The sequence below is a fragment of the Mycolicibacterium agri genome (assembly GCF_002553505.1).
Lineage (GTDB): Bacteria > Actinomycetota > Actinomycetes > Mycobacteriales > Mycobacteriaceae > Mycobacterium > Mycobacterium agri.
The window spans coordinates 19,159-36,669 of record NZ_PDCP01000029.1 but is presented as its reverse complement, the minus strand read 5'-3'; the positions used below and the strand labels follow the sequence as shown (position 1 = coordinate 36,669).

Annotated in this window: 25 protein-coding genes; 4 read left to right on the top strand and 21 right to left on the bottom strand. The window is 66.2% G+C overall.

Features of this window, described 5'->3' with window-relative positions:
- Positions 1-57 precede the first annotated feature (57 nt).
- Both CQY20_RS17090 and CQY20_RS17085 read left to right on the top strand, forming a co-directional pair.
- Positions 58-984 (top strand): LLM class flavin-dependent oxidoreductase, encoded by a 927-nt coding sequence (locus CQY20_RS17090; protein ID WP_163700834.1) that lies wholly within the window; start codon positions 58-60, stop codon positions 982-984.
- A gap of 256 nt (positions 985-1,240) precedes the next feature.
- Positions 1,241-1,891, top strand: coding sequence for a peptidoglycan recognition protein family protein (locus CQY20_RS17085; protein ID WP_234816286.1), 651 nt, complete (start codon positions 1,241-1,243; stop codon positions 1,889-1,891).
- A gap of 66 nt (positions 1,892-1,957) precedes the next feature.
- On the opposite strand, the gene rplO is transcribed toward CQY20_RS17085, so the two are convergent.
- The 14 genes from rplO to CQY20_RS17015 all read right to left on the bottom strand — a co-directional run bounded on the left by rplO (position 1,958) and on the right by CQY20_RS17015 (position 11,519).
- Positions 1,958-2,401, bottom strand: coding sequence for a 50S ribosomal protein L15 (gene rplO / locus CQY20_RS17080; RefSeq protein ID WP_097941268.1), 444 nt, complete (start codon positions 2,399-2,401; stop codon positions 1,958-1,960).
- Positions 2,402-2,403: 2 nt separating this feature from the next.
- Complete coding sequence (rpmD, locus tag CQY20_RS17075; RefSeq protein WP_097941267.1) at positions 2,404-2,583, bottom strand: 50S ribosomal protein L30; 180 nt, start codon at positions 2,581-2,583, stop codon at positions 2,404-2,406.
- A gap of 2 nt (positions 2,584-2,585) precedes the next feature.
- Positions 2,586-3,263, bottom strand: coding sequence for a 30S ribosomal protein S5 (gene rpsE, locus CQY20_RS17070; RefSeq protein WP_097941266.1), 678 nt, complete (start codon positions 3,261-3,263; stop codon positions 2,586-2,588).
- A gap of 31 nt (positions 3,264-3,294) precedes the next feature.
- The gene (rplR, locus tag CQY20_RS17065; RefSeq protein ID WP_097941265.1) at positions 3,295-3,699 is read right to left on the bottom strand and encodes a 50S ribosomal protein L18; all 405 of its coding nucleotides are present in this window, start codon (positions 3,697-3,699) and stop codon (positions 3,295-3,297) included.
- A 2-nt stretch (positions 3,700-3,701) separates the two neighbouring features.
- The gene (rplF, locus tag CQY20_RS17060; RefSeq protein WP_097941264.1) at positions 3,702-4,241 is read right to left on the bottom strand and encodes a 50S ribosomal protein L6; all 540 of its coding nucleotides are present in this window, start codon (positions 4,239-4,241) and stop codon (positions 3,702-3,704) included.
- Between the two features lie 13 nt (positions 4,242-4,254).
- Entirely contained in the window at positions 4,255-4,653 is a 399-nt protein-coding gene (gene rpsH / locus CQY20_RS17055; RefSeq protein WP_097941263.1) for a 30S ribosomal protein S8, read from the bottom strand.
- A 138-nt stretch (positions 4,654-4,791) separates the two neighbouring features.
- Positions 4,792-4,977: a type Z 30S ribosomal protein S14 gene (locus CQY20_RS17050; protein WP_097941262.1), complete on the bottom strand. Its 186-nt coding sequence runs from the start codon at positions 4,975-4,977 to the stop codon at positions 4,792-4,794.
- A 1-nt stretch (position 4,978) separates the two neighbouring features.
- On the bottom strand, positions 4,979-5,542 hold the full coding sequence (rplE, locus tag CQY20_RS17045; RefSeq protein ID WP_097941261.1) for a 50S ribosomal protein L5: 564 nt from the start codon (positions 5,540-5,542) through the stop codon (positions 4,979-4,981).
- A complete protein-coding gene (rplX, locus tag CQY20_RS17040) occupies positions 5,542-5,859 on the bottom strand; it encodes a 50S ribosomal protein L24 (protein WP_097941260.1) in 318 nt (105 codons plus the stop codon). The genes rplE and rplX overlap by 1 nt, the downstream gene beginning before the upstream one ends.
- The gene (gene rplN, locus CQY20_RS17035; protein WP_097941259.1) at positions 5,860-6,228 is read right to left on the bottom strand and encodes a 50S ribosomal protein L14; all 369 of its coding nucleotides are present in this window, start codon (positions 6,226-6,228) and stop codon (positions 5,860-5,862) included.
- 599 nt (positions 6,229-6,827) lie between these two features.
- On the bottom strand, positions 6,828-7,718 hold the full coding sequence (locus CQY20_RS17030) for a formylglycine-generating enzyme family protein (RefSeq protein WP_097941258.1): 891 nt from the start codon (positions 7,716-7,718) through the stop codon (positions 6,828-6,830).
- A 5-nt stretch (positions 7,719-7,723) separates the two neighbouring features.
- Positions 7,724-8,422, bottom strand: coding sequence for a hypothetical protein (locus tag CQY20_RS17025; RefSeq protein WP_234816285.1), 699 nt, complete (start codon positions 8,420-8,422; stop codon positions 7,724-7,726).
- Between the two features lie 10 nt (positions 8,423-8,432).
- The gene (locus tag CQY20_RS17020) at positions 8,433-10,784 is read right to left on the bottom strand and encodes an arylsulfatase (RefSeq protein WP_097941257.1); all 2,352 of its coding nucleotides are present in this window, start codon (positions 10,782-10,784) and stop codon (positions 8,433-8,435) included.
- Positions 10,785-10,838: 54 nt separating this feature from the next.
- Positions 10,839-11,519 carry a DUF2306 domain-containing protein gene (locus CQY20_RS17015; protein WP_097941256.1) on the bottom strand — a complete coding sequence of 227 codons (681 nt, stop codon included), beginning with the start codon at positions 11,517-11,519 and terminating at the stop codon, positions 10,839-10,841.
- 57 nt (positions 11,520-11,576) lie between these two features.
- Here CQY20_RS17015 and CQY20_RS17010 point away from each other — a divergent pair, with 57 nt between their 5' ends.
- On the top strand, positions 11,577-12,284 hold the full coding sequence (locus CQY20_RS17010; protein WP_097941255.1) for a TetR/AcrR family transcriptional regulator: 708 nt from the start codon (positions 11,577-11,579) through the stop codon (positions 12,282-12,284).
- 39 nt (positions 12,285-12,323) lie between these two features.
- Entirely contained in the window at positions 12,324-13,829 is a 1,506-nt protein-coding gene (gene zwf / locus CQY20_RS17005) for a glucose-6-phosphate dehydrogenase (RefSeq protein WP_097941300.1), read from the top strand.
- 77 nt (positions 13,830-13,906) lie between these two features.
- Here zwf and rpsQ read toward each other — a convergent pair whose 3' ends face one another.
- The 7 genes from rpsQ to rplB are packed head-to-tail and all read right to left on the bottom strand — an operon-like array spanning position 13,907 to position 17,508.
- Positions 13,907-14,230 carry a 30S ribosomal protein S17 gene (rpsQ, locus tag CQY20_RS17000; RefSeq protein ID WP_097941254.1) on the bottom strand — a complete coding sequence of 108 codons (324 nt, stop codon included), beginning with the start codon at positions 14,228-14,230 and terminating at the stop codon, positions 13,907-13,909.
- Positions 14,230-14,463, bottom strand: a complete 234-nt coding sequence (gene rpmC / locus CQY20_RS16995) for a 50S ribosomal protein L29 (protein ID WP_097941253.1) — start codon at positions 14,461-14,463, stop codon at positions 14,230-14,232. Before rpmC ends, rpsQ begins: the two co-directional genes overlap by 1 nt.
- A complete protein-coding gene (gene rplP / locus CQY20_RS16990) occupies positions 14,463-14,879 on the bottom strand; it encodes a 50S ribosomal protein L16 (protein ID WP_097941252.1) in 417 nt (138 codons plus the stop codon). The genes rpmC and rplP overlap by 1 nt, the downstream gene beginning before the upstream one ends.
- 3 nt (positions 14,880-14,882) lie before the next feature.
- A complete protein-coding gene (gene rpsC / locus CQY20_RS16985; protein ID WP_097941251.1) occupies positions 14,883-15,761 on the bottom strand; it encodes a 30S ribosomal protein S3 in 879 nt (292 codons plus the stop codon).
- The gene (gene rplV, locus CQY20_RS16980) at positions 15,761-16,369 is read right to left on the bottom strand and encodes a 50S ribosomal protein L22 (protein ID WP_097941250.1); all 609 of its coding nucleotides are present in this window, start codon (positions 16,367-16,369) and stop codon (positions 15,761-15,763) included. The genes rpsC and rplV overlap by 1 nt, the downstream gene beginning before the upstream one ends.
- On the bottom strand, positions 16,366-16,647 hold the full coding sequence (gene rpsS / locus CQY20_RS16975; RefSeq protein WP_007167837.1) for a 30S ribosomal protein S19: 282 nt from the start codon (positions 16,645-16,647) through the stop codon (positions 16,366-16,368). Before rpsS ends, rplV begins: the two co-directional genes overlap by 4 nt.
- 18 nt (positions 16,648-16,665) lie before the next feature.
- Positions 16,666-17,508, bottom strand: a complete 843-nt coding sequence (rplB, locus tag CQY20_RS16970) for a 50S ribosomal protein L2 (protein WP_097941249.1) — start codon at positions 17,506-17,508, stop codon at positions 16,666-16,668.
- Positions 17,509-17,511: the final 3 nt, after the last annotated feature.

Genomic DNA, 17,511 nt, shown 5'->3' with positions numbered 1-17,511 from the left:
CCGTTTTCTGTGCGATGCGGCCGGTCGGCGGGTTCAGCCGGGGCCTACGGTGGTTCCGTGCGGTTCTCGATATCGATCCCCCAATTCGTTTCCGACGGCTTCGACGACACCGGCATGAAGTCCTATCTCGCACGCGCCGAGGAACTCGGCTTCGAGGGCGGCTGGACGATGGAGCAGATCGTGGGCAATTCGACGGCAATCGCGCCGCTGCAGCTGTTGTCCTACGCCGCGGCATGCACCACCCGGCTGCGCCTCGGTGTCGCGGTGCTGATCACCTCGCTGCACGACCCGCTGCAGCTGGCCGCGGCGATCACCGCGGTGGATCACCTCAGCCACGGTCGGCTGGACGTCGGCGTCGGTCATGGCGGCAAGCGCCGCCCGTTCGCGGCGTTCGGTGTCGCGCCGGAGACGTTCATCAGCTATTTCACCGAGGGCATCGAGCTGATGAAGGCGGCGTGGTCTGACGAGCCGACCGTGACGTTTCACGGCCAGTTCCGCGACGTCGACGGGCTGGCGATCCAGCCCAAGCCCGTGCAGCGGCCGCATCCCCCGCTGTGGATCGGCGGTACCGCGCCCAAGGCGCTGGCGCGCGGGGTGTGGATGGCCGATGCGTTCCTCGGCGCGGGCGCGTCGACCACCGCGACGTTCGCCGAAGCCGTCAAGACAGTCCGGCGTGAACTCGACGAAGAAGGCAAGGACGCAACGAGATTCACGATCGGCAAACGCGTGTATCTGATGATCGACGACGACGCTGACCGCGCCCGCCAACGGGTACTCGACGGTCTGCATCGCATCTACGACGACATCCGAGGCATCGAGGACGTGCCGGTATCGGGCACCCCCGACGACGTCGCCCGCGGCCTTCGCGAAGTGATGGACGCCGGCGCCGAGATGATCCTGCTGAACCCGGTCGGCGCGACCGTCGCCGAAGACCGCGAGCAGATGGAACGCCTTGCCGCCGAGGTGCTTCCGCAGCTGCGCTGAGCGCACTGCGCGCCAACAGAGAATCTGGCGCTCGTTCGGTACGTGATTGCGTATCGTGACCTCTATGGATGTGGCTGCGGCCAGCCCCAACCAGCGCGGTCAAGCACTTAGCCGTCGCCGACTCCTTCAGTTGGCTGGATTCGCAGGCATTGGACTGGCCGCTGCAGGCGCGTGCTCGACGAAGCCGGCGGCGGAGCCGTCCGCGCCGCCGTCGCCGCCGATGCCGAGCGCAGCTCCGCCGTCCACCGTCACGACCGTGATCGAGACCGCCCCGCCCGCACCCGTGGTCGCGCCCGCGCCGGCGGTCGTTCCCGCGTCGAACCTGATGCTGTGTCGTGATGCCTGGCAGGCGTCGGCGCCTCGGCCTGGAGGTACCCCGCATCAGTTGAGCTCGATGACGATCCACCACACCGCTGTGGTCCTCGGCGCCAACGAGAATGCGCCGCGCCGGCTTCGCCAGCATCAGCGGTATCACCAGGACACACACGGATGGATCGACATCGCGTACCACCTCAGCGTCGATCGCAACGGCAACATCTACGAGCTGAGGGATCCGCAACTTGTCGGCGACACCGCGACCAGCTACGACCCCACCGGCCATTTCCTCGTCGTCTGCGAAGGCGACTTCGATCAGGAAGAGATCTCGGAGGATCAGCTCAACGGTGCCGCGCTCGCATTCGCTTGGGCCGCAGAACAATACAACATACCCACCGACCGACTAGCGGGGCACAAGGATGAAAGCGGTGACACCGCGTGCCCCGGCGCGAGTCTGTACGCGCATGTCACTTCGGGTGAACTTCAACGCCGGATTGACGCCATCCTCGCCAATGGACCGGTGAACCTGCAGAAGATCTGCGGACCCGAAGCGACCGCGTACGTCGCAGACATCGAGGCCGGCATCCGCTGAGCGACAAAGCCGCGTAACAAGAAAGCCCCCGACACTGCGGGGGCTTTCTCGTCGAGCTTGCGTACGTCAGGACAGTTCGGTCGCGGAACCACCTGCAGCGGAGATCTTTTCCTTCGCGCTGCCGCTGAACTTGTGCGCAGTGACGTTGACCTTGACGGTCAGCTTGCCATTGCCGAGCACCTTGACCAGAGTGTTCTTCCGGACCGCGCCGGCGGCCACCAGATCGTCGACACCGATGTCGCCGCCCTTGGGGAACAGCTTGTTCAGATCGCCGACGTTGACGACGGCGTACTCGGTGCGGAACCGGTTGCGGAAGCCCTTGAGCTTGGGCAGGCGCATGTGGATCGGCATCTGCCCGCCCTCGAACGTCACGGGGACGTTCTTGCGGGCCTTCGTGCCTTTCGTGCCACGACCGGCGGTCTTGCCCTTGGAGCCCTCACCGCGACCCACGCGGGTCTTGGCGGTCTTCGACCCGGGCGCGGGGCGCAGGTCGTGCAGTTTGATCGTCATCGCTAGACCTCTTCAACTTTTACGAGGTGATGCACCGTGTTGATGAGCCCACGGGTCTGCGGGTTGTCCTCGCGGACCACCGACTGACGGATCCGCCGCAACCCCAACGTCCGCAGGCTTTCGCGCTGCCGCCACCGGGCACCGATGGTGCTGCGCACCTGGGTGATCTTCAGCTGTGCCATGGTTATGCCGTTCCTTCACGCGCGGCGCTGGCTGCCACCGCATCGGCTTCACGCCGCGCCTTGAGCATCCCGGCGGGCGCCACATCTTCGATGGGCAGACCGCGACGGGCCGCCACCTCTTCCGGACGCTGCAGCATCTTCAACGCGGCAACGGTGGCGTGCACCACGTTGATCGCGTTGTCGCTGCCCAGCGACTTGGCCAGAATGTCGTGCACGCCAGCGCATTCCAGCACCGCGCGGGCCGCACCGCCGGCGATCACACCGGTACCGGGGCTGGCCGGGCGGAGCATGACCACACCCGCGGCCGCCTCACCCTGCACGGGATGGGTGATGGTGCCGCCGATCAGCGGAACACGGAAGAAGTTCTTGCGCGCTTCCTCAACACCCTTGGCGATCGCGGCGGGAACTTCCTTGGCCTTGCCGTAGCCCACGCCGACCATGCCGTTGCCGTCGCCGACGATCACCAGCGCGGTGAAGCTGAACCGGCGGCCGCCCTTGACGACCTTGGAGACACGGTTGATCGTGACTACGCGCTCGAGGTAGTTGGTCTTGTCGCCGCCATCGCGGTCGCGACGACCGCCGCGGTCGTCCCGACGGCCGCGCCCTTCGCGCTCACCGCGAGGGGGCCTGGAGTCCGATGTCGCCGGCCCGGCGCCACCTGTCGCCTGCTCGGCCATCATGCAATCCTTCCAATAGATTTCAGGTTGGTCATTAGAACTTCAGCCCGCCTTCGCGTGCCGCGTCGGCCAATGCGGCGAGCCGTCCGCCATAGGTATAACCGCCGCGGTCGAACACAACCGTCTCGATGCCGGCGGCCTTGGCGCGCTCGGCGATCAGCTGGCCGACACGCTTGCCCTTGGCCTTCTTGTCACCTTCGAGAGCACGCACGTCGGCTTCGATGGACGACGCCGCAGCCAGCGTGGTGCCGTTCGCATCGTTGACCAACTGCACGTGGATGTGGCGCGCGGAGCGATGCACCACCAGACGCGGCCGCTCGGCCGTGCCTTGAATCTTCTTGCGCAGCCGGGCGTGCCTACGCTGCCGCGATGCCCGTCGGGCCGCCGCGACGCTCTGTGCGCCCGACTTGATGCCAGTTGCTTTCTGGGCTTGAGCCATAACTACTTACCTGTCTTTCCGACCTTGCGGCGGATCTGCTCACCCTCATAGCGGATGCCCTTGCCCTTGTAGGGATCGCTCTTCCGCAGACGACGGATGTTGGCCGCGACCTGGCCGACCTTCTGCTTGTCGATACCGGAGATCGAGAACTTCGTCGGGGTCTCCACCGCGAAGGTGACACCCTCCGGGGCGGTGATCGTCACGGGGTGGCTGTAGCCCAGGGCGAACTCGAGATTGTTGCCCTTGGCCACCACGCGGTAACCGACGCCGAAGATTTCCATCTTGATCGTGTAGCCCTCGGTGACGCCCGTGACGAGGTTGGCCACCAGCGTGCGCGACAGCCCGTGCAGCGAGCGGTTGCGCCGCTCGTCGTCGGGCCGGCTCACCACAATGGCGCCGTCGTCCTTGCGGGCCACCCTGATCGGCTCGGCCACCGCCAGATCCAGTGTGCCCTTGGGCCCCTTCACCGACACGAGCTGGCCGTCGATCTTCACGTCGACCCCGGACGGGACCGGGATCGGCTGCTTACCAATGCGCGACATGTCTAACTCTCCCTCACCACACGTACGCGAGGACTTCGCCGCCGACGCCCTCGCGGGCGGCCTGGCGGTCGGTTTTCAGGCCCGACGATGTCGAGATGATCGCGACACCAAGGCCGCCGAGCACGCGCGGCAGGTTGGTGGACTTCGCGTACACCCGCAGACCGGGCTTGGACACACGGCGCAGGCCCGCGATGCTGCGTTCACGGCTGGGGCCGTACTTCAGTTGCACCACAAGCGACTTGCCCACCCGGGCATCCTCGGTGCGGTAATCCGCGATGTAGCCCTCGTTCTTGAGGATCTCCGCGATGTTCGCCTTCAGCTTCGAGTGCGGCAGCTTCACCTCGTCGTGGTACGCCGAATTGGCGTTGCGCAGACGTGTCAAGAAGTCTGCGATCGGGTCCGTCATCGTCATCGAGCGCTGCTCCTCTTCGTCGCTGCGCTCCGCATCGTCGTCATCGCAGTCATGACAGCGGGTTTCACCTTCCTCGCGGCGGTTCCCCGGTCAGGGCCTGCCGCAATTTGTTTCTTCAATGTTGTGGTCTTTGTCCTGTTACCAGCTGCTCTTCTGCACACCGGGCAGTTGGCCGGCGTGGGCCAGCTCCCGCAGGCAGATGCGGCAGAGCCCGAACTTGCGAAACACCGAGTGGGGGCGTCCGCACCGGCTGCACCGGGTGTAGGCGCGCACCTTGAACTTCGGCTTGCGCTGCGCCTTGATAACGAGGGCCTTCTTCGCCATGTCAGTTCTCCTTGAACGGAAAGCCGAGGGCCCGCAACAGCGCTCGTCCTTCGTCGTCGTTCGTCGCCGAGGTGACGACGGTGATGTCCATACCCCGCGGCCGGTCGATGGAGTCCACGTCGATCTCGTGGAACACCGACTGCTCGGTCAGGCCGAAGGTGTAGTTGCCCTTGCCGTCGAACTGCTTGGGCGACAGCCCGCGGAAGTCGCGGATACGCGGCAACGCGATCGAGATGAGCCGGTCCAGGAACTCCCACATCCGGTCGCCGCGCAGGGTCACCCGCGCCCCGATCGGCATGCCCTCACGCAGCTTGAACTGTGCGATGGACTTGCGGGCCCGACGGACCTCCGGCTTCTGGCCGGTGATCAGCGCCAGGTCGTTGACGGCGCCGTTGATCAGCTTGGCGTCGCGGGCGGCGTCGCCGACGCCCATGTTGACGACCACCTTGACCACGCCAGGAATCTGCATGATGTTGCGGTAGCCGAATTCCTTCTGCAGCGCCTCGCGAATCTCGTCGCGGTAGCGCTGCTTGAGGCGTGGAAGTGTCTTTTCAGCGGTAGTCATCAGATGTCCTTGCCGTTGGTCTTGGCGATGCGGACCTTCTTGCCGGTCTCTTCGTCCCTGCGGTAGCCGACGCGGGTCGGCTTGCCGTCGGAGTCGACGATCATCACGTTCGAGACGTGGATCGGCGCCTCCTGCGTCACGATGCCGCCCGACGACGCACCGCGCTCGTTGCGCGACACGGCGGTGTGCTTCTTGATCCGGTTGACGCCTTCGACGAGGACCTTGTTGCGAGCCGGATAGGCTTGCAGCACTTTGCCTTTCGCACCCTTGTCCTTGCCGGAGATGACCAGCACGGTGTCACCCTTGTGGATTTTCATCTACAGCACCTCCGGTGCGAGCGAGACGATCTTCATGAAGCGCTTCTCGCGCAGTTCGCGGCCGACCGGACCGAAGATGCGGGTACCGCGGGGGTCGTTGTCCGGCTTGATGATCACTGCCGCGTTCTCGTCGAACTTGATGTAGCTGCCGTCGGAGCGACGCCGCTCCTTGACAGTGCGCACGATGACGGCCTTGACCACGTCGCCACGCTTGACGTTGCCGCCCGGGATGGCGTCCTTGACGGTCGCCACAATGACATCGCCGATGCCGGCATAGCGCCGCGACGAGCCACCGAGCACACGGATGCACAAGATCTCCTTGGCGCCCGTGTTGTCGGCGACCTTCAGCCGCGATTCCTGCTGAATCACTCGATCTCCTCGACCTGGTTATGTGTGCACGGCAGATACCGACCTGACGTGCGCGGTCTTGCGTTACCCAAGGGCACGCGGGGCCTGCTGGGCGATGGCGCTTGTATCAAGAGCACATCAGGCTGGCCGAGGTCTGCCCAAGGCAACCAGTGAATTCTAGGCGACGACCAGGAATGCGCCAAATCGCCGCTGGTCAGCACTCCCGCATCCCCGTACTTCGGTGGGCCTTCCGGCGAGCACTTCGGGTGGGTATTTCCGGCGACCACTTCCGGCGAGCTCTCCGGTGGGTATTTCCGGCGAGCGGGCGTGTCTGCGGGCGACACGCCGGGTCACGAGCCTAGTTTGCGCACGCTCGCTGCAGGTCAACCCGTGGCTGCGACGGCTAGACATTAATTCATCGAGTGATGAGACAACTGACTCGTCGATCTGTCACAGGTGCCCGAACCCCCACGCCTCACCCCCGTAGGACCCCCTCGAGCGTGCGCGTTCTCGTGCTTTTTAACGGCGTGTCGCCCGCAGACACGCCCGCTCGCGCCAAAAAAGGGGGGTCCCCGCCGCCCGCAGACCCGCCCGCTCGCGCGAAAAAGGGGAAGGAGGGGTCAGGCCAGGTCGGCGACGCAGCGGAATCCGATGTGCGTGGTCGCACTGTCCTGCGACTGGGGTGAGCGCGCCGCGGGCCGATAGCGGTGGCAGTACTCCGGAGCGCACAGGTGTGAGCCGCCTTTGAGCGCCTGGTTCACGGTGGGATCAGGCGACAGCGTTGGGGCACAACAGCTTTCAACCGGCTGGTTCAGCTGGTGATGGCCGGTGAACCTGGTCGTCGTCCACTCCCAGACGTTGCCGATCATGTCGACGAGCCCGTAGTTGTTCGGCGGAAACAGCCCGACCGGCGACGTGCCCGTCCAGCCCAGCGCCCCGTCGTTCTGGTACGGGAAGCGGCCCTGCCAGGTGTTGGCCATCAGCCGGCCGCCGGGCATGGGTTCGTCGCCCCAGGCATAGGTGGTGGTGCTGCCGCCGCGGGCCGCGTACTCCCATTCGGCCTCGCTGGGCAGCCGGCGCCCGGCCCACCGCGCGTAGGCCGCCGCGTCCGGGTAGGCGACCTGCACGACGGGATGGTCGGGGCGGTCTTCGAACGAAATGCCGCTGTCCGGCCCGAACGGGTAGCGCCAGCTGGCCCCCGGCTTCCACTCCCACCACTGCCGCCAGTCCCGCAGGTCCACCGGTCCGGCCGTCGGCCGAAACACCAGCCCGCCCGGCACCAGGTCGGCGGGATTGGCGCCGGGATACTGCGCCGGGTCGAGCTCCTGCTCGGCGACCGTGACGTAACCCGTGTCGGCGACGAACTCCGCGAACTGGGCGATGGTGACCGGATGGCGTTCGATCGCGAACGCGGCGACCCGCGCGGTGTGGATCGGCGCCTCTTCCGGATAGAAGTTGGTCGACCCCATCCGAAACGAGCCGCCGGGCAGCTCGACGAGGTCGGTCAACATGGGGTTCAGGGTATGACGACGGCAAAGTCGGAGATGAGCACGGCTGAGGCCGCGTCGAACTCGTCAGTTCCGCTCGGCGCCTGCACGTGAACGGCCACGAGATAATAGTTGTTCGTATCGGTCCAGATGTGGGCGATGCGGTCGAGAAACTCCACGGACTGCTGCGGTGTGTCGGCCCACACCCCCATCAACTTCTGGCCGCTGTAGCCGCACAGTTTCGCGGGCAGCACGCTGACGCTGGCGACGGCCGATTCGCCCATCACCCTGTCGGCGTAGTGGGTGAACGCCTCGGCGGGGTCCAGATCCGTCTTGGCGATGGTGACGGTCGCCGACATCCCGTCCGGGCCGCGCATGCGGGCGCCGACGTCGCCGGAGCCGGGCAATGTCGTCCAGCCCTCGGGAACCGCGATCGCCACCTTCGGCGCGGCCGCGTCCGAGACTGCGGCGACGGTCGAGTTGGCGGGCTTGACCGGTTCGGTGCAGGTGACCGCGTCGGGCGGGATCGGTGTGCGCGAAGTGGCGACGATGCCGGGCGCCGCGGGCCCGGCATCCGCGGTGGCGTCCGGGTTCGGCGGCGCCGCCACAGACGTTGCGACCGCCTCCTCGCTGGTGATGGCCACACCGTCGTCGGCGCGGATACATCCCGACGCCAGCACGGCCGCAAGACACATCGGGACCAGCATCGCCCGACCGAACCGCTTCACCCGACCATCATCAGTCCTTGGCGAACGCCAGCGCGAATTCTTTCTCGACGTCGATATACGGCGCCCCGGAAAGGTCGACGTTGACCTGCGCGATGGTGCCGCCGGTGAATGCGAACGGGGCCTTGTAGGTGCTCGACACCGCCGAGCCGCTGTTGCGCCCGACGCTGATGGTGGAGCTGGCCAGCCCGAAGGTTCCCGGGTGAGCCTTGACGTCGGACCGGGTCGCGACGGCCTCGCCGTCGATGTAGACCGTCACGTCCCCGAGCGGTGTATGGCTGTTCTCGACTGTGCCCGTCCGGGTGTAGCTGACGCCGAAGACGTGCTTGCCCAGCGGAACCGCGCCGGGCGAGGACACCATCTGCTCCTCGTCGCCCATGAAGTTGTAGACGTAGTGAAGGCGATTGTCCTGAATGAACAGCACATGTCCGCCGTGGCCGCCGCCCTGCTTGAACAGCACGCCTTCGGCTCCGGTGGTGTCGATGGTGACCTCGGCCAGCACGCACAGCGACTGGCCCCGCGGTTCGGCGGCCGCACCCATGCCGACTTCAGCGGTGCCGGGATAGTAGGTGAAGCTGGTGCGCTCCCCCGTCAGGTACGGGCGCCAGCGCGTCAGCGTCTCGAACAGGTTCAGGTCCGCCAGCGGCAGGCCGTTGTACTTGGCGGCCTCGGCGAACCACAGGCTCTTCAATTCCTCGAGCTTCTCCGGGTTTTCGGCGGCCAGGTCGTGGCACTGGCTGCGATCGGATTCGATGTGGAAGAGCTCCCAGCGGTCCTTGTCGAAGTTCGACCAGCCCGCAGGCGTCGCCGCGTGCACGGTGTTGGCGAACCACCCCTTGTGCCAGATCCCGCGGGTGCCCAGCATCGCGTAGAACTGAGTGTCCTTGCCGGTGTCCGCGGCCGGATCTTCCAGGGCCGCAGCAAAACTCACGCCCTCCAACGGCTTCTGCGGGATGCCGCGGACCGTGTCGGGCGGTGTGATGCCGAGCAGGTCGTAGACGGTGGGAGTGATGTCGCAGACGTTGACGTAGTTGTCGCGGATCTCACCGTGCGCCTTGATTCCTTTGGGCCAGCTGATGATCGCGGTGTCGGCGATTCCGCCCTCGTGGGACGCGTAGCGCTTGTAGAGCTTGTAGGGCGTGTTGAATGCCATCGCCCAGCCGATCGGATAATGCGGATAGGTCTCCGGTCCGCCCAGGTGGTCGATGTGCTTGAAGCTTTCCTCGACCGTGTCGATGTAGCCGTTGAAGAACTTCACCTCGTTGACCGAGCCGTTCGGTCCACCCTCGCCGCTGGCCCCGTTGTCGGAGATCACCACGATGATGGTGTTGTCCAGCTGCCCGGACTCCTCCAAATAGTCGAGGATGCGCCCGATTTGCGCGTCGGTGTAGGACAGGAAGCCGGCGAACACCTCGGCCATGCGGCTGAAGAGGCGCTTCTCTTCATCGCTGAGCGAATCCCACGGCCGCACCGTGTCCTGCGCAGGCCACGGCTCACCGTTGGGCCCCTTGACGTCGAGATACGGGTTGACAGGCGACAATTCGGTGTTGGGCGGGACGATGCCGAGCTTCTTCTGGTTTTCCAGCACGATTTCCCGGTACTTCTCATAGCCCATGTCGAACTTGCCTGCGTACTTGTCTGCCCACTCCTTGAAGACGTGGTGCGGCGCGTGTCCGGCGCCCGGGCAGACATAGGAGAACCACGGCTTGTCGGGTGCGATGACCTTGGCGTCGCGAATGAACTCGATCGTCTTGTCGGCCAGATCCTTCGACAGGTGGTAGCCCTCCTCGGGAGTGGCAGGCGGCGCCACCTGATGGTTGTCGTAGACCAAATCGGGATACCACTGGTCGGTCTCGCCGCCCATGAAGCCGTAGAACCGCTCGAAACCGCGCGACAGCGGCCAATGACGCCGAGTGGCTGCAAGGTTGGACTCTTCGAGCGGAGTGAGATGCCACTTGCCGACGCAGTAGGTGTTGTAGCCGCGTTCGTTGAGCACCTCCGACAGCAACGCGGCGTCGTCCGGGATGCGGCCGTTGCAGTTCGGAAACCCGTCGGTGAACTCCTCGATGGTGGCCATGCCGACGCTGGTGGCGTTGCGCCCGGTCAGCAGCGAGGCGCGCGTCGGCGAGCACAGCGCCGTCGTGTGGAACTGAGTCAGGCGCACGCCACGTTCGGCGATGCGACTCATCGTCGGCATCTCCACCAGCCCGCCGAAGCAGTCCCATGTGGCGATGCCGGTGTCATCCCACACCAGATACAGAACGTTAGGCGCGCCTTCGGGTGCGGTTGGGGCGGCGTACGGGCCCCAATCCGGTTCCGAGTCGCGGATATCCAGCGCGATCTTGCCGTTGAATTCGGTTGCCATTCCCCAGCCCGTCTTATGAGTATGTCGCCAAATCGATGCCCAACCGCCCGGAGACTACCCCGATTGGCGACTAGTTTGCCCGAGAATTGACGACGGCGACACTGCCGTGTCGCGCGACAGCCACCGATGCACGATCAGTAGCGGGATCGTCCAGCCCAGCCACCCGCTGACACCTGCCACGACCCAGACGTAGTGTTGCTCGACGCCGCCGAACACACTGGCCCGCAACGGATCTAGTGCGACAAACAGCAGTGGCGCCCAGATGCGGTTCGTAATGATCGACAATGCCAGTGTCGCGCTGCGGATCATGTGCGCGCGGTGGGCGGCGAACCGACGCGCACGCGCCGCGAGGAAACCGTTGACGGTGAACCACAGCCACAGCGACGCCAGCACCACGTTGCTGACGGCAAGGATCGGACCAAACGGCGTGGCCGCGCCGATCACCAGTGCCGATGCCGAGGCCGGGACCGCTGTCCACACGTAGACACGGCCGACGCGCCGGTGCAGGACCGGATGACAGCGGCGCAGACCCGGCCAGATCTGGGCGACGGCAGACACCATCGCGACGCTGGCCGACATCACGTGCCCGACCAGAAGGGGATAGTGCAGCGCAAAGGTGGCAGGCACGCGGCTCTCGCCGACGAAGTAGGGCGGCACCGACACCGCCAGAAACCCTGCCACGACCACGGCAAGCGCGGGCGGCAGCCAACGCCGAGCAGGAGATGCGTATGCCATACGCCTTAGCGTACGTTATACGCACCCAGGTGTGCCTCTGGATTACGCTGACGGTTGATGAGCAACCAGCCACTCCCCCGCGCACTGCAGATCCTGTGGCAGGACACGACCCCGTCGCGGAGGTCCAGCGGCCTGAACCGCCAACGCATCGTCGCAGCGGCGGTCGAGTTGGCCGATGCCGAGGGCCTGGCGGCGCTGTCGATGGCTCGGCTCGCTGAGCGGCTCGGCTGCGGCACGATGTCGCTGTACCGGCACATCGCCAACAAAGACGAGCTGCTGACGTTCATGCTTTCGGCCGCGGCGGATCCGCCGCCGCGCACCAACGGCACCGATTGGACTGCAGCCCTTACCGATTGGGCGGTCGCGCTGTGGGACGTCTATCACCGCCACCGGTGGCTGCTGCAGGCCGCGTCGGCCGGTCCCCCGCTGGATCCCGGCCAGCTCGCGTGGCTGGACGCCGGCCTGGCCGCGTTGGCCCGCACCGGACTGGCCGAACGCGACAAGCTGGCCGCGGTGATGGCGGTGCTGCATTTTGTTCGCGGCGCAGCCGCGCTGGCCCTCGACGTCGGACAGGCCGAGACCGTCGACTACCCGGGCCTGCTTCGACGGGTGGTCACCGCCGATCGTTTCCCCGCGCTGGCCGCCGCCATCGAGGGCGGGGCGTTCACCGACGCCCAAGGCGACCACGTCGACGATTTCCGCTCCGGGCTCGCGCTGCTGCTCGAGGGCATCGCCGCCAAGATCGCCGTTGCGGAGCATGGGTAGACCGTGCACGCGAATCGCCGCGATGGAAACATGCGAAACGTGCCCACAAGCGAACCGCAGACGATCTCCTATCCCGCCCCCGAAGCGCGCCCGCACCGATACGAGGACGTCGCGGTCGACCCGCACGTCGTCGTGCTGTTCGGTGCGACGGGTGACCTGGCCCGCCGAAAACTGATCCCGGGCCTGGCCTACCTCGACCAGTCCGAGTTGGCGCCCGATATGCAGATCGTCGCCACGTCGCTGGAGGACATCTCGCGCGACGAGTTCCTGGAGTTGGCCAAGTCGGCGATCGACGAGTTCGGCACGCACAAGCTGACCGATGAGCAATGGCGCCGGTTCGCCCAGATCGTCACCTACGTGCCGCAGAGCGCGGGCTCGGCCGCCCTGGCCGAAGCCGTCCACGCGGCCGAAGCCAAGCTCGGCCCCGATGTCCGTCGGCTGCATTATCTTTCGGTGCCGCCCAAAGCCGCGCGGGCAGTCATCAACACGCTGCGCGACGCCAATCTGGTGGACCGGGCCCGCGTCGTGATGGAAAAACCGTTCGGCACCGATCTGGCCAGTGCGGTCGAACTCAACGACTTCGTCCATCAGACCTTCGCCGAAGAGCAGATCTTTCGCATCGACCACTTCCTGGGCAAGGAGGCCGCCCAGAACATCCTGGCGTTCAGGTTCGCCAACGGCCTGTTCGAACCGATCTGGAACCGCAACTTCATCGACCACATCCAGATCGACATCCCCGAGACGCTGGGGCTGGACCAGCGGGCCAACTTCTACGAAAGCACCGGCGCGTACAAGGACATGGTCGTCACCCATCTGTTCCAGGTGATGGCGTTCGTCGTGATGGAGCCGCCGACGGCGCTGGAACCGCGCGCTATCAGCGAGGAGAAGAACAAGGTGTTCCGCTCCATGCTGCCGGTCAAACCCAGCGAGGTGGTGCGCGGCCAGTTCACCGGATACCGCGAACTCGAAGGCGTGGCAAGGGATTCCGACACCGAAACGTTCATCGCCCTCAAGGTCGGCATCGACAACTGGCGGTGGGCCGGTGTTCCTGTCTATCTGCGCACGGGCAAGCAGATGGCCGAGGGCATGCGGATCATCTCGATCGCGTTCAAAGAGGCGCCCCGGTCGATGTTTCCGCCCGGCTCCGGCGTCGGCTCGCAAGGCCCCGACCACCTGACGTTCGATCTGGCCGACAATTCCAAAGTGTCGCTGTCCTTCTACGGCAAGCGCCCGGGTCCCGGCATGAAACTCGACAAGCTGTCGATGCAGTTCTCGACGCAGGAGATCGACACCTCCACCGACGTGCTGGAGGCCTACGAACGTCTCCTCCTTGACGCGATGCGCGGCGACCACACGTTGTTCACCACCGCGGAGGGCATCGAGTCGCTGTGGGAGCGGTCGGCCGAACTGCTGGCCGACCCGCCTCCCGTCAAGCCGTACCCGCCAGGCACCTGGGGCCCCAACGCCATCCACCAGTTGATCGCGCCGCACGCATGGCGTCTGCCGTTCGAACGGGCGTGGCGCGAGTCGGCGAACAACGGTTAGCGCGGCAGCCCTCAATCAGAAACGCAAAAGCCCCCGGCACCGAGCGGTGCGGGGGCTATCGCGACTTGTGCGGCTTGCTACTTGGCCTTCTCGAGGATTTCGACGAGCCGCCAGCGCTTGGTTGCCGACAGCGGCCGCGTCTCCATCAGCGAGACCCGGTCGCCGATGCCGGCGTCACCGTTCTCGTCGTGGGCCTTGACCTTCTTCGTGGTCCGGATGATCTTGCCGTAGAGCGGGTGCTTCACCCGGTCCTCCAGCTCGACCACGATGGTCTTCTCCATCTTGTCGCTGACCACGTACCCGATCGCTGTCTTGCGACGGCCGCGGGGCTTTTGGGCGCGCGGCGTGCGCTTGGGTCCCTTTTCGCCCTTCGGCGACGCTTTAGTTGCGTTGTCTGCCATTACGATTCCTCACCACCGGGTCCGGAGGCCAGACCCAGCTCACGTTCGCGGAGAATGGTGTATACCCGCGCAATCTCCTGACGCACGGTACGCAGCCGACGGTTGTTGGCCAGCTGTCCGGTCGCCATCTGGAAGCGCAGATTGAACAGCTCTTCCTTGGACTCGCGCAGCTTGTCTTCCAACTCCTCGTCGGTCAGCTCGCGCAGTTCGCCCGGCGTCAAACCCACTGCCATCAGAACTGCTCCTCTCGGGTAATGATGCGTGCCTTGATCGGCAACTTGTGAATCGCGCGGGTCAGTGCCGCCCGTGCGGTCCCCTCATCGGGATAGCTCAACTCGAACAGCACGCGACCCGGTTTGACGTTGGCCACCCACCATTCCGGCGATCCCTTACCCGAACCCATGCGGGTTTCAGCCGGCTTCTTCGTCAGCGGACGGTCGGGGAAGATGTTGATCCACACCTTGCCGCCACGCTTGATGTGTCGGTTGATCGCGATACGCGCCGACTCGATCTGCCGGTTGGTGATGTAGGCGTGTTCCAGTGCCTGGATGCCGTAGTCACCGAAGCTCACCGAGGTGCCGCCGCTAGCGATCCCGCGCTGTCGCGGGTGGTGCTGCTTGCGGTGCTTGACCTTGCGGGGAATCAACATGATTCAGCTCTCCGTGCCTTCCTTGGTCTGCGGGGTGGCCTCGGCGGCAGCACCTGCAGCGGCCTCGGTGCCCGCCGACGCCTCCGCAGTCGCGGGGGCCTGTTCGGTGCCCGACGGCGCGCGACCGGCGTCAGCGCTCGCGGTGGTACCCGTCGCGGTGGTGCCCGATGCGCCGCTGCGACGCGGGCGAGACGGACGCTCGCGGCGCGGGCGCTCGGCGCCCGCGGGAACGGCGGCCGCCAGCTCACGCTTGCCGCCGACGATGTCGCCCTTGTAAATCCACACCTTCACGCCGATGCGACCGAAGGTGGTCTTGGCCTCGTACAGGCCGTAGTCGATGTCGGCGCGCAGGGTGTGCAACGGCACGCGGCCCTCGCGGTAGAACTCCGAGCGGCTCATCTCAGCGCCGCCGAGGCGGCCCGAGCACTGCACGCGGATGCCCTTCACGTTGGGCTGGCGCATCGCCGACTGGATCGCCTTGCGCATCGCGCGACGGAACGCCACGCGGTTGCTCAACTGCTCGGCGACACCCTGGGCCACCAACTGCGCCTGCGACTCAGGGTTTTTCACCTCGAGGATGTTGAGCTGAACCTGCTTGCCGGTCAGCTTCTCCAGGTCGGCGCGGATGCGGTCGGCTTCGGTGCCGCGACGGCCGATGACGATGCCCGGCCGCGCGGTGTGGATGTCGACGCGGACCCTGTCGCGGGTGCGCTCGATCTCGACGTCAGCGATGCCGGCGCGCTCGAGACCGGTGGCCAGCAGCCGACGGATCGCGACGTCTTCCTTGACGTAGTCCTTGTACTGCTTGTCGGCATACCACCGGGACTTCCAGTCGGTGGTGATACCGAGCCGGAAGCCGTGGGGGTTGATTTTCTGGCCCACTACTCTGAGCCCTCCTTCGCTTCGTCCGAAGCCTTCTTCGCCGGAGCCTTCTTTGCGGCCTTCTCAGCGGTCGTCTTCTTTGCGCTCGCCTTCTCGGCGGTACTTGATGTCGCCGACTTCTCGGCGGTCGCCTTCTCGGCTCCAGAAGCCTTCGTCGCAGGAGCCTTCTTGGCCGCAGCGGCCTTGCTGGCCTGCGCACGACGCGCGCGGGCGCTGCTGGCCGAGGACTGACCGCCGCGCTCGCTGCGGGGCGGACGGCTTTCGACGACCACGGTGATGTGGCTGGTGCGCTTGCGAATTCGGAACGCCCGTCCCTGCGCGCGCGGCCGGATGCGCTTGGCCGTCGGCCCCTCGTCGGCGTAGACGGTGGCGACCACCAGCGTCGACGGGTCGAGGCCCTCGTTGTTCTGCGCGTTGGCGGCCGCGCTGGCGATCACCTTGGCGACCGGCTCGCTGGCGGCCTGCGGTGCCCAGCGCAGGATGTCCAGCGCCTCGGACACGGACTTACCGCGCACCAGGTTGATCACCCGGCGCGCCTTGGTCGCCGAAACGCGGACGAAGCGCGCCTTCGCCGTCGCGGTCGGATATTCGGTAACAGGGGCGCTCATCGCCTCTTCGCCTTCCGGTCATCCTTGATGTGACCCTTGAACGTGCGGGTGGGTGCGAACTCGCCGAGCTTGTGACCCACCATCGCCTCGGTGACGAACACCGGGACGTGCTTGCGGCCGTCGTGGACCGCGAAGGTGTGTCCGATGAAGTCGGGGATGATGGTCGACCGGCGCGACCAGGTCTTGATGACCTGCTTGGTGTTCTTCTCGTTCTGTGCGTCGACCTTCTTCAGCAGATGGTCGTCGACGAACGGACCTTTCTTCAGGCTGCGTGGCATCTCTGTCTCTCGCTGTCTTTACCGGTGGTGCTTCTTGCCGGTGCGCCGGCGTCGGACGATGAGTTTGTCGCTCGGCTTGTTCGCCTTGCGGGTGCGGCCCTCGGGCTTACCCCACGGGCTGACCGGGTGACGGCCGCCGGAGGTCTTGCCTTCACCGCCGCCGTGCGGGTGATCGACCGGGTTCATGACGACACCGCGGACGGTGGGGCGCTTGCCCTTCCACCGCATGCGGCCTGCCTTGCCCCAGTTGATGTTCGCCTGCTCGGCGTTGCCCACCTCGCCGACAGTGGCGCGGCAGCGCACGTCGACGCGGCGGATCTCACCGCTGGGCATGCGCAGTGATGCGTAGGTGCCCTCTTTACCCAGCAGCTGAATGCCCGCGCCTGCGGACCGGGCCAACTTCGCCCCGCCGCCGGGCCGCAACTCGACGGCGTGCACCACGGTGCCCGACGGGATGTTGCGCAGCGGCAGGCTGTTGCCGGGCTTGATGTCGGCGTTCGGGCCGGACTCGACCATGTCGCCCTGCCGCAGACCCTCGGGCGCCAGGATGTAGCGCTTTTCGCCATCCAGGTAGTGCAGCAACGCGATCCGCGCGGTGCGGTTCGGGTCGTACTCGATGTGGGCGACCTTGGCGTCGACGCCGTCCTTGTCGTGACGACGGAAGTCGATCACCCGGTAGGCGCGCTTGTGGCCACCGCCCTTGTGCCGAGTGGTGATCCGTCCATGCGCATTTCGACCGCCCTTGCCGTGCAGCGGGCGCACCAGCGACTTCTCCGGATGGTCACGAGTGATCTCGGCGAAGTCGGCGACGCTGGCACCGCGGCGACCGGGGGTCGTCGGCTTGTACTTGCGAATTCCCATAAC

What these genes read in the sequence shown, in the direction of transcription:
- rpsE (WP_097941266.1), bottom strand. Translation starts at nt 3,263, where the DNA reads ATGATGGCCGAGCAGGCGACAGGTGGCGCCGGGCCGGCGACATCGGAC.
- CQY20_RS17030 (WP_097941258.1), bottom strand. Translation starts at nt 7,718, where the DNA reads ATGTTGACCGACCTCGTCGAGCTGCCCGGCGGCTCGTTTCGGATGGGG.
- rplF (WP_097941264.1), bottom strand. Translation starts at nt 4,241, where the DNA reads ATGTCGCGCATTGGTAAGCAGCCGATCCCGGTCCCGTCCGGGGTCGAC.
- CQY20_RS17015 (WP_097941256.1), bottom strand. Translation starts at nt 11,519, where the DNA reads ATGGCATACGCATCTCCTGCTCGGCGTTGGCTGCCGCCCGCGCTTGCC.
- rplO (WP_097941268.1), bottom strand. Translation starts at nt 2,401, where the DNA reads ATGACGATCAAACTGCACGACCTGCGCCCCGCGCCCGGGTCGAAGACC.
- rplP (WP_097941252.1), bottom strand. Translation starts at nt 14,879, where the DNA reads ATGTTGATTCCCCGCAAGGTCAAGCACCGCAAGCAGCACCACCCGCGA.
- rplE (WP_097941261.1), bottom strand. Translation starts at nt 5,542, where the DNA reads ATGACTACCGCTGAAAAGACACTTCCACGCCTCAAGCAGCGCTACCGC.
- rpsH (WP_097941263.1), bottom strand. Translation starts at nt 4,653, where the DNA reads ATGACGATGACGGACCCGATCGCAGACTTCTTGACACGTCTGCGCAAC.
- rpsS (WP_007167837.1), bottom strand. Translation starts at nt 16,647, where the DNA reads ATGCCACGCAGCCTGAAGAAAGGTCCGTTCGTCGACGACCATCTGCTG.
- rplX (WP_097941260.1), bottom strand. Translation starts at nt 5,859, where the DNA reads ATGAAAATCCACAAGGGTGACACCGTGCTGGTCATCTCCGGCAAGGAC.
- CQY20_RS17020 (WP_097941257.1), bottom strand. Translation starts at nt 10,784, where the DNA reads ATGGCAACCGAATTCAACGGCAAGATCGCGCTGGATATCCGCGACTCG.
- rpmD (WP_097941267.1), bottom strand. Translation starts at nt 2,583, where the DNA reads ATGGCACAGCTGAAGATCACCCAGGTGCGCAGCACCATCGGTGCCCGG.
- CQY20_RS17010 (WP_097941255.1), top strand. Translation starts at nt 11,577, where the DNA reads ATGAGCAACCAGCCACTCCCCCGCGCACTGCAGATCCTGTGGCAGGAC.
- rpmC (WP_097941253.1), bottom strand. Translation starts at nt 14,463, where the DNA reads ATGGCAGTGGGTTTGACGCCGGGCGAACTGCGCGAGCTGACCGACGAG.
- rplB (WP_097941249.1), bottom strand. Translation starts at nt 17,508, where the DNA reads ATGGGAATTCGCAAGTACAAGCCGACGACCCCCGGTCGCCGCGGTGCC.
- rplV (WP_097941250.1), bottom strand. Translation starts at nt 16,369, where the DNA reads ATGAGCGCCCCTGTTACCGAATATCCGACCGCGACGGCGAAGGCGCGC.
- CQY20_RS17050 (WP_097941262.1), bottom strand. Translation starts at nt 4,977, where the DNA reads ATGGCGAAGAAGGCCCTCGTTATCAAGGCGCAGCGCAAGCCGAAGTTC.
- rpsQ (WP_097941254.1), bottom strand. Translation starts at nt 14,230, where the DNA reads ATGGCAGACAACGCAACTAAAGCGTCGCCGAAGGGCGAAAAGGGACCC.
- rplR (WP_097941265.1), bottom strand. Translation starts at nt 3,699, where the DNA reads ATGGCTCAAGCCCAGAAAGCAACTGGCATCAAGTCGGGCGCACAGAGC.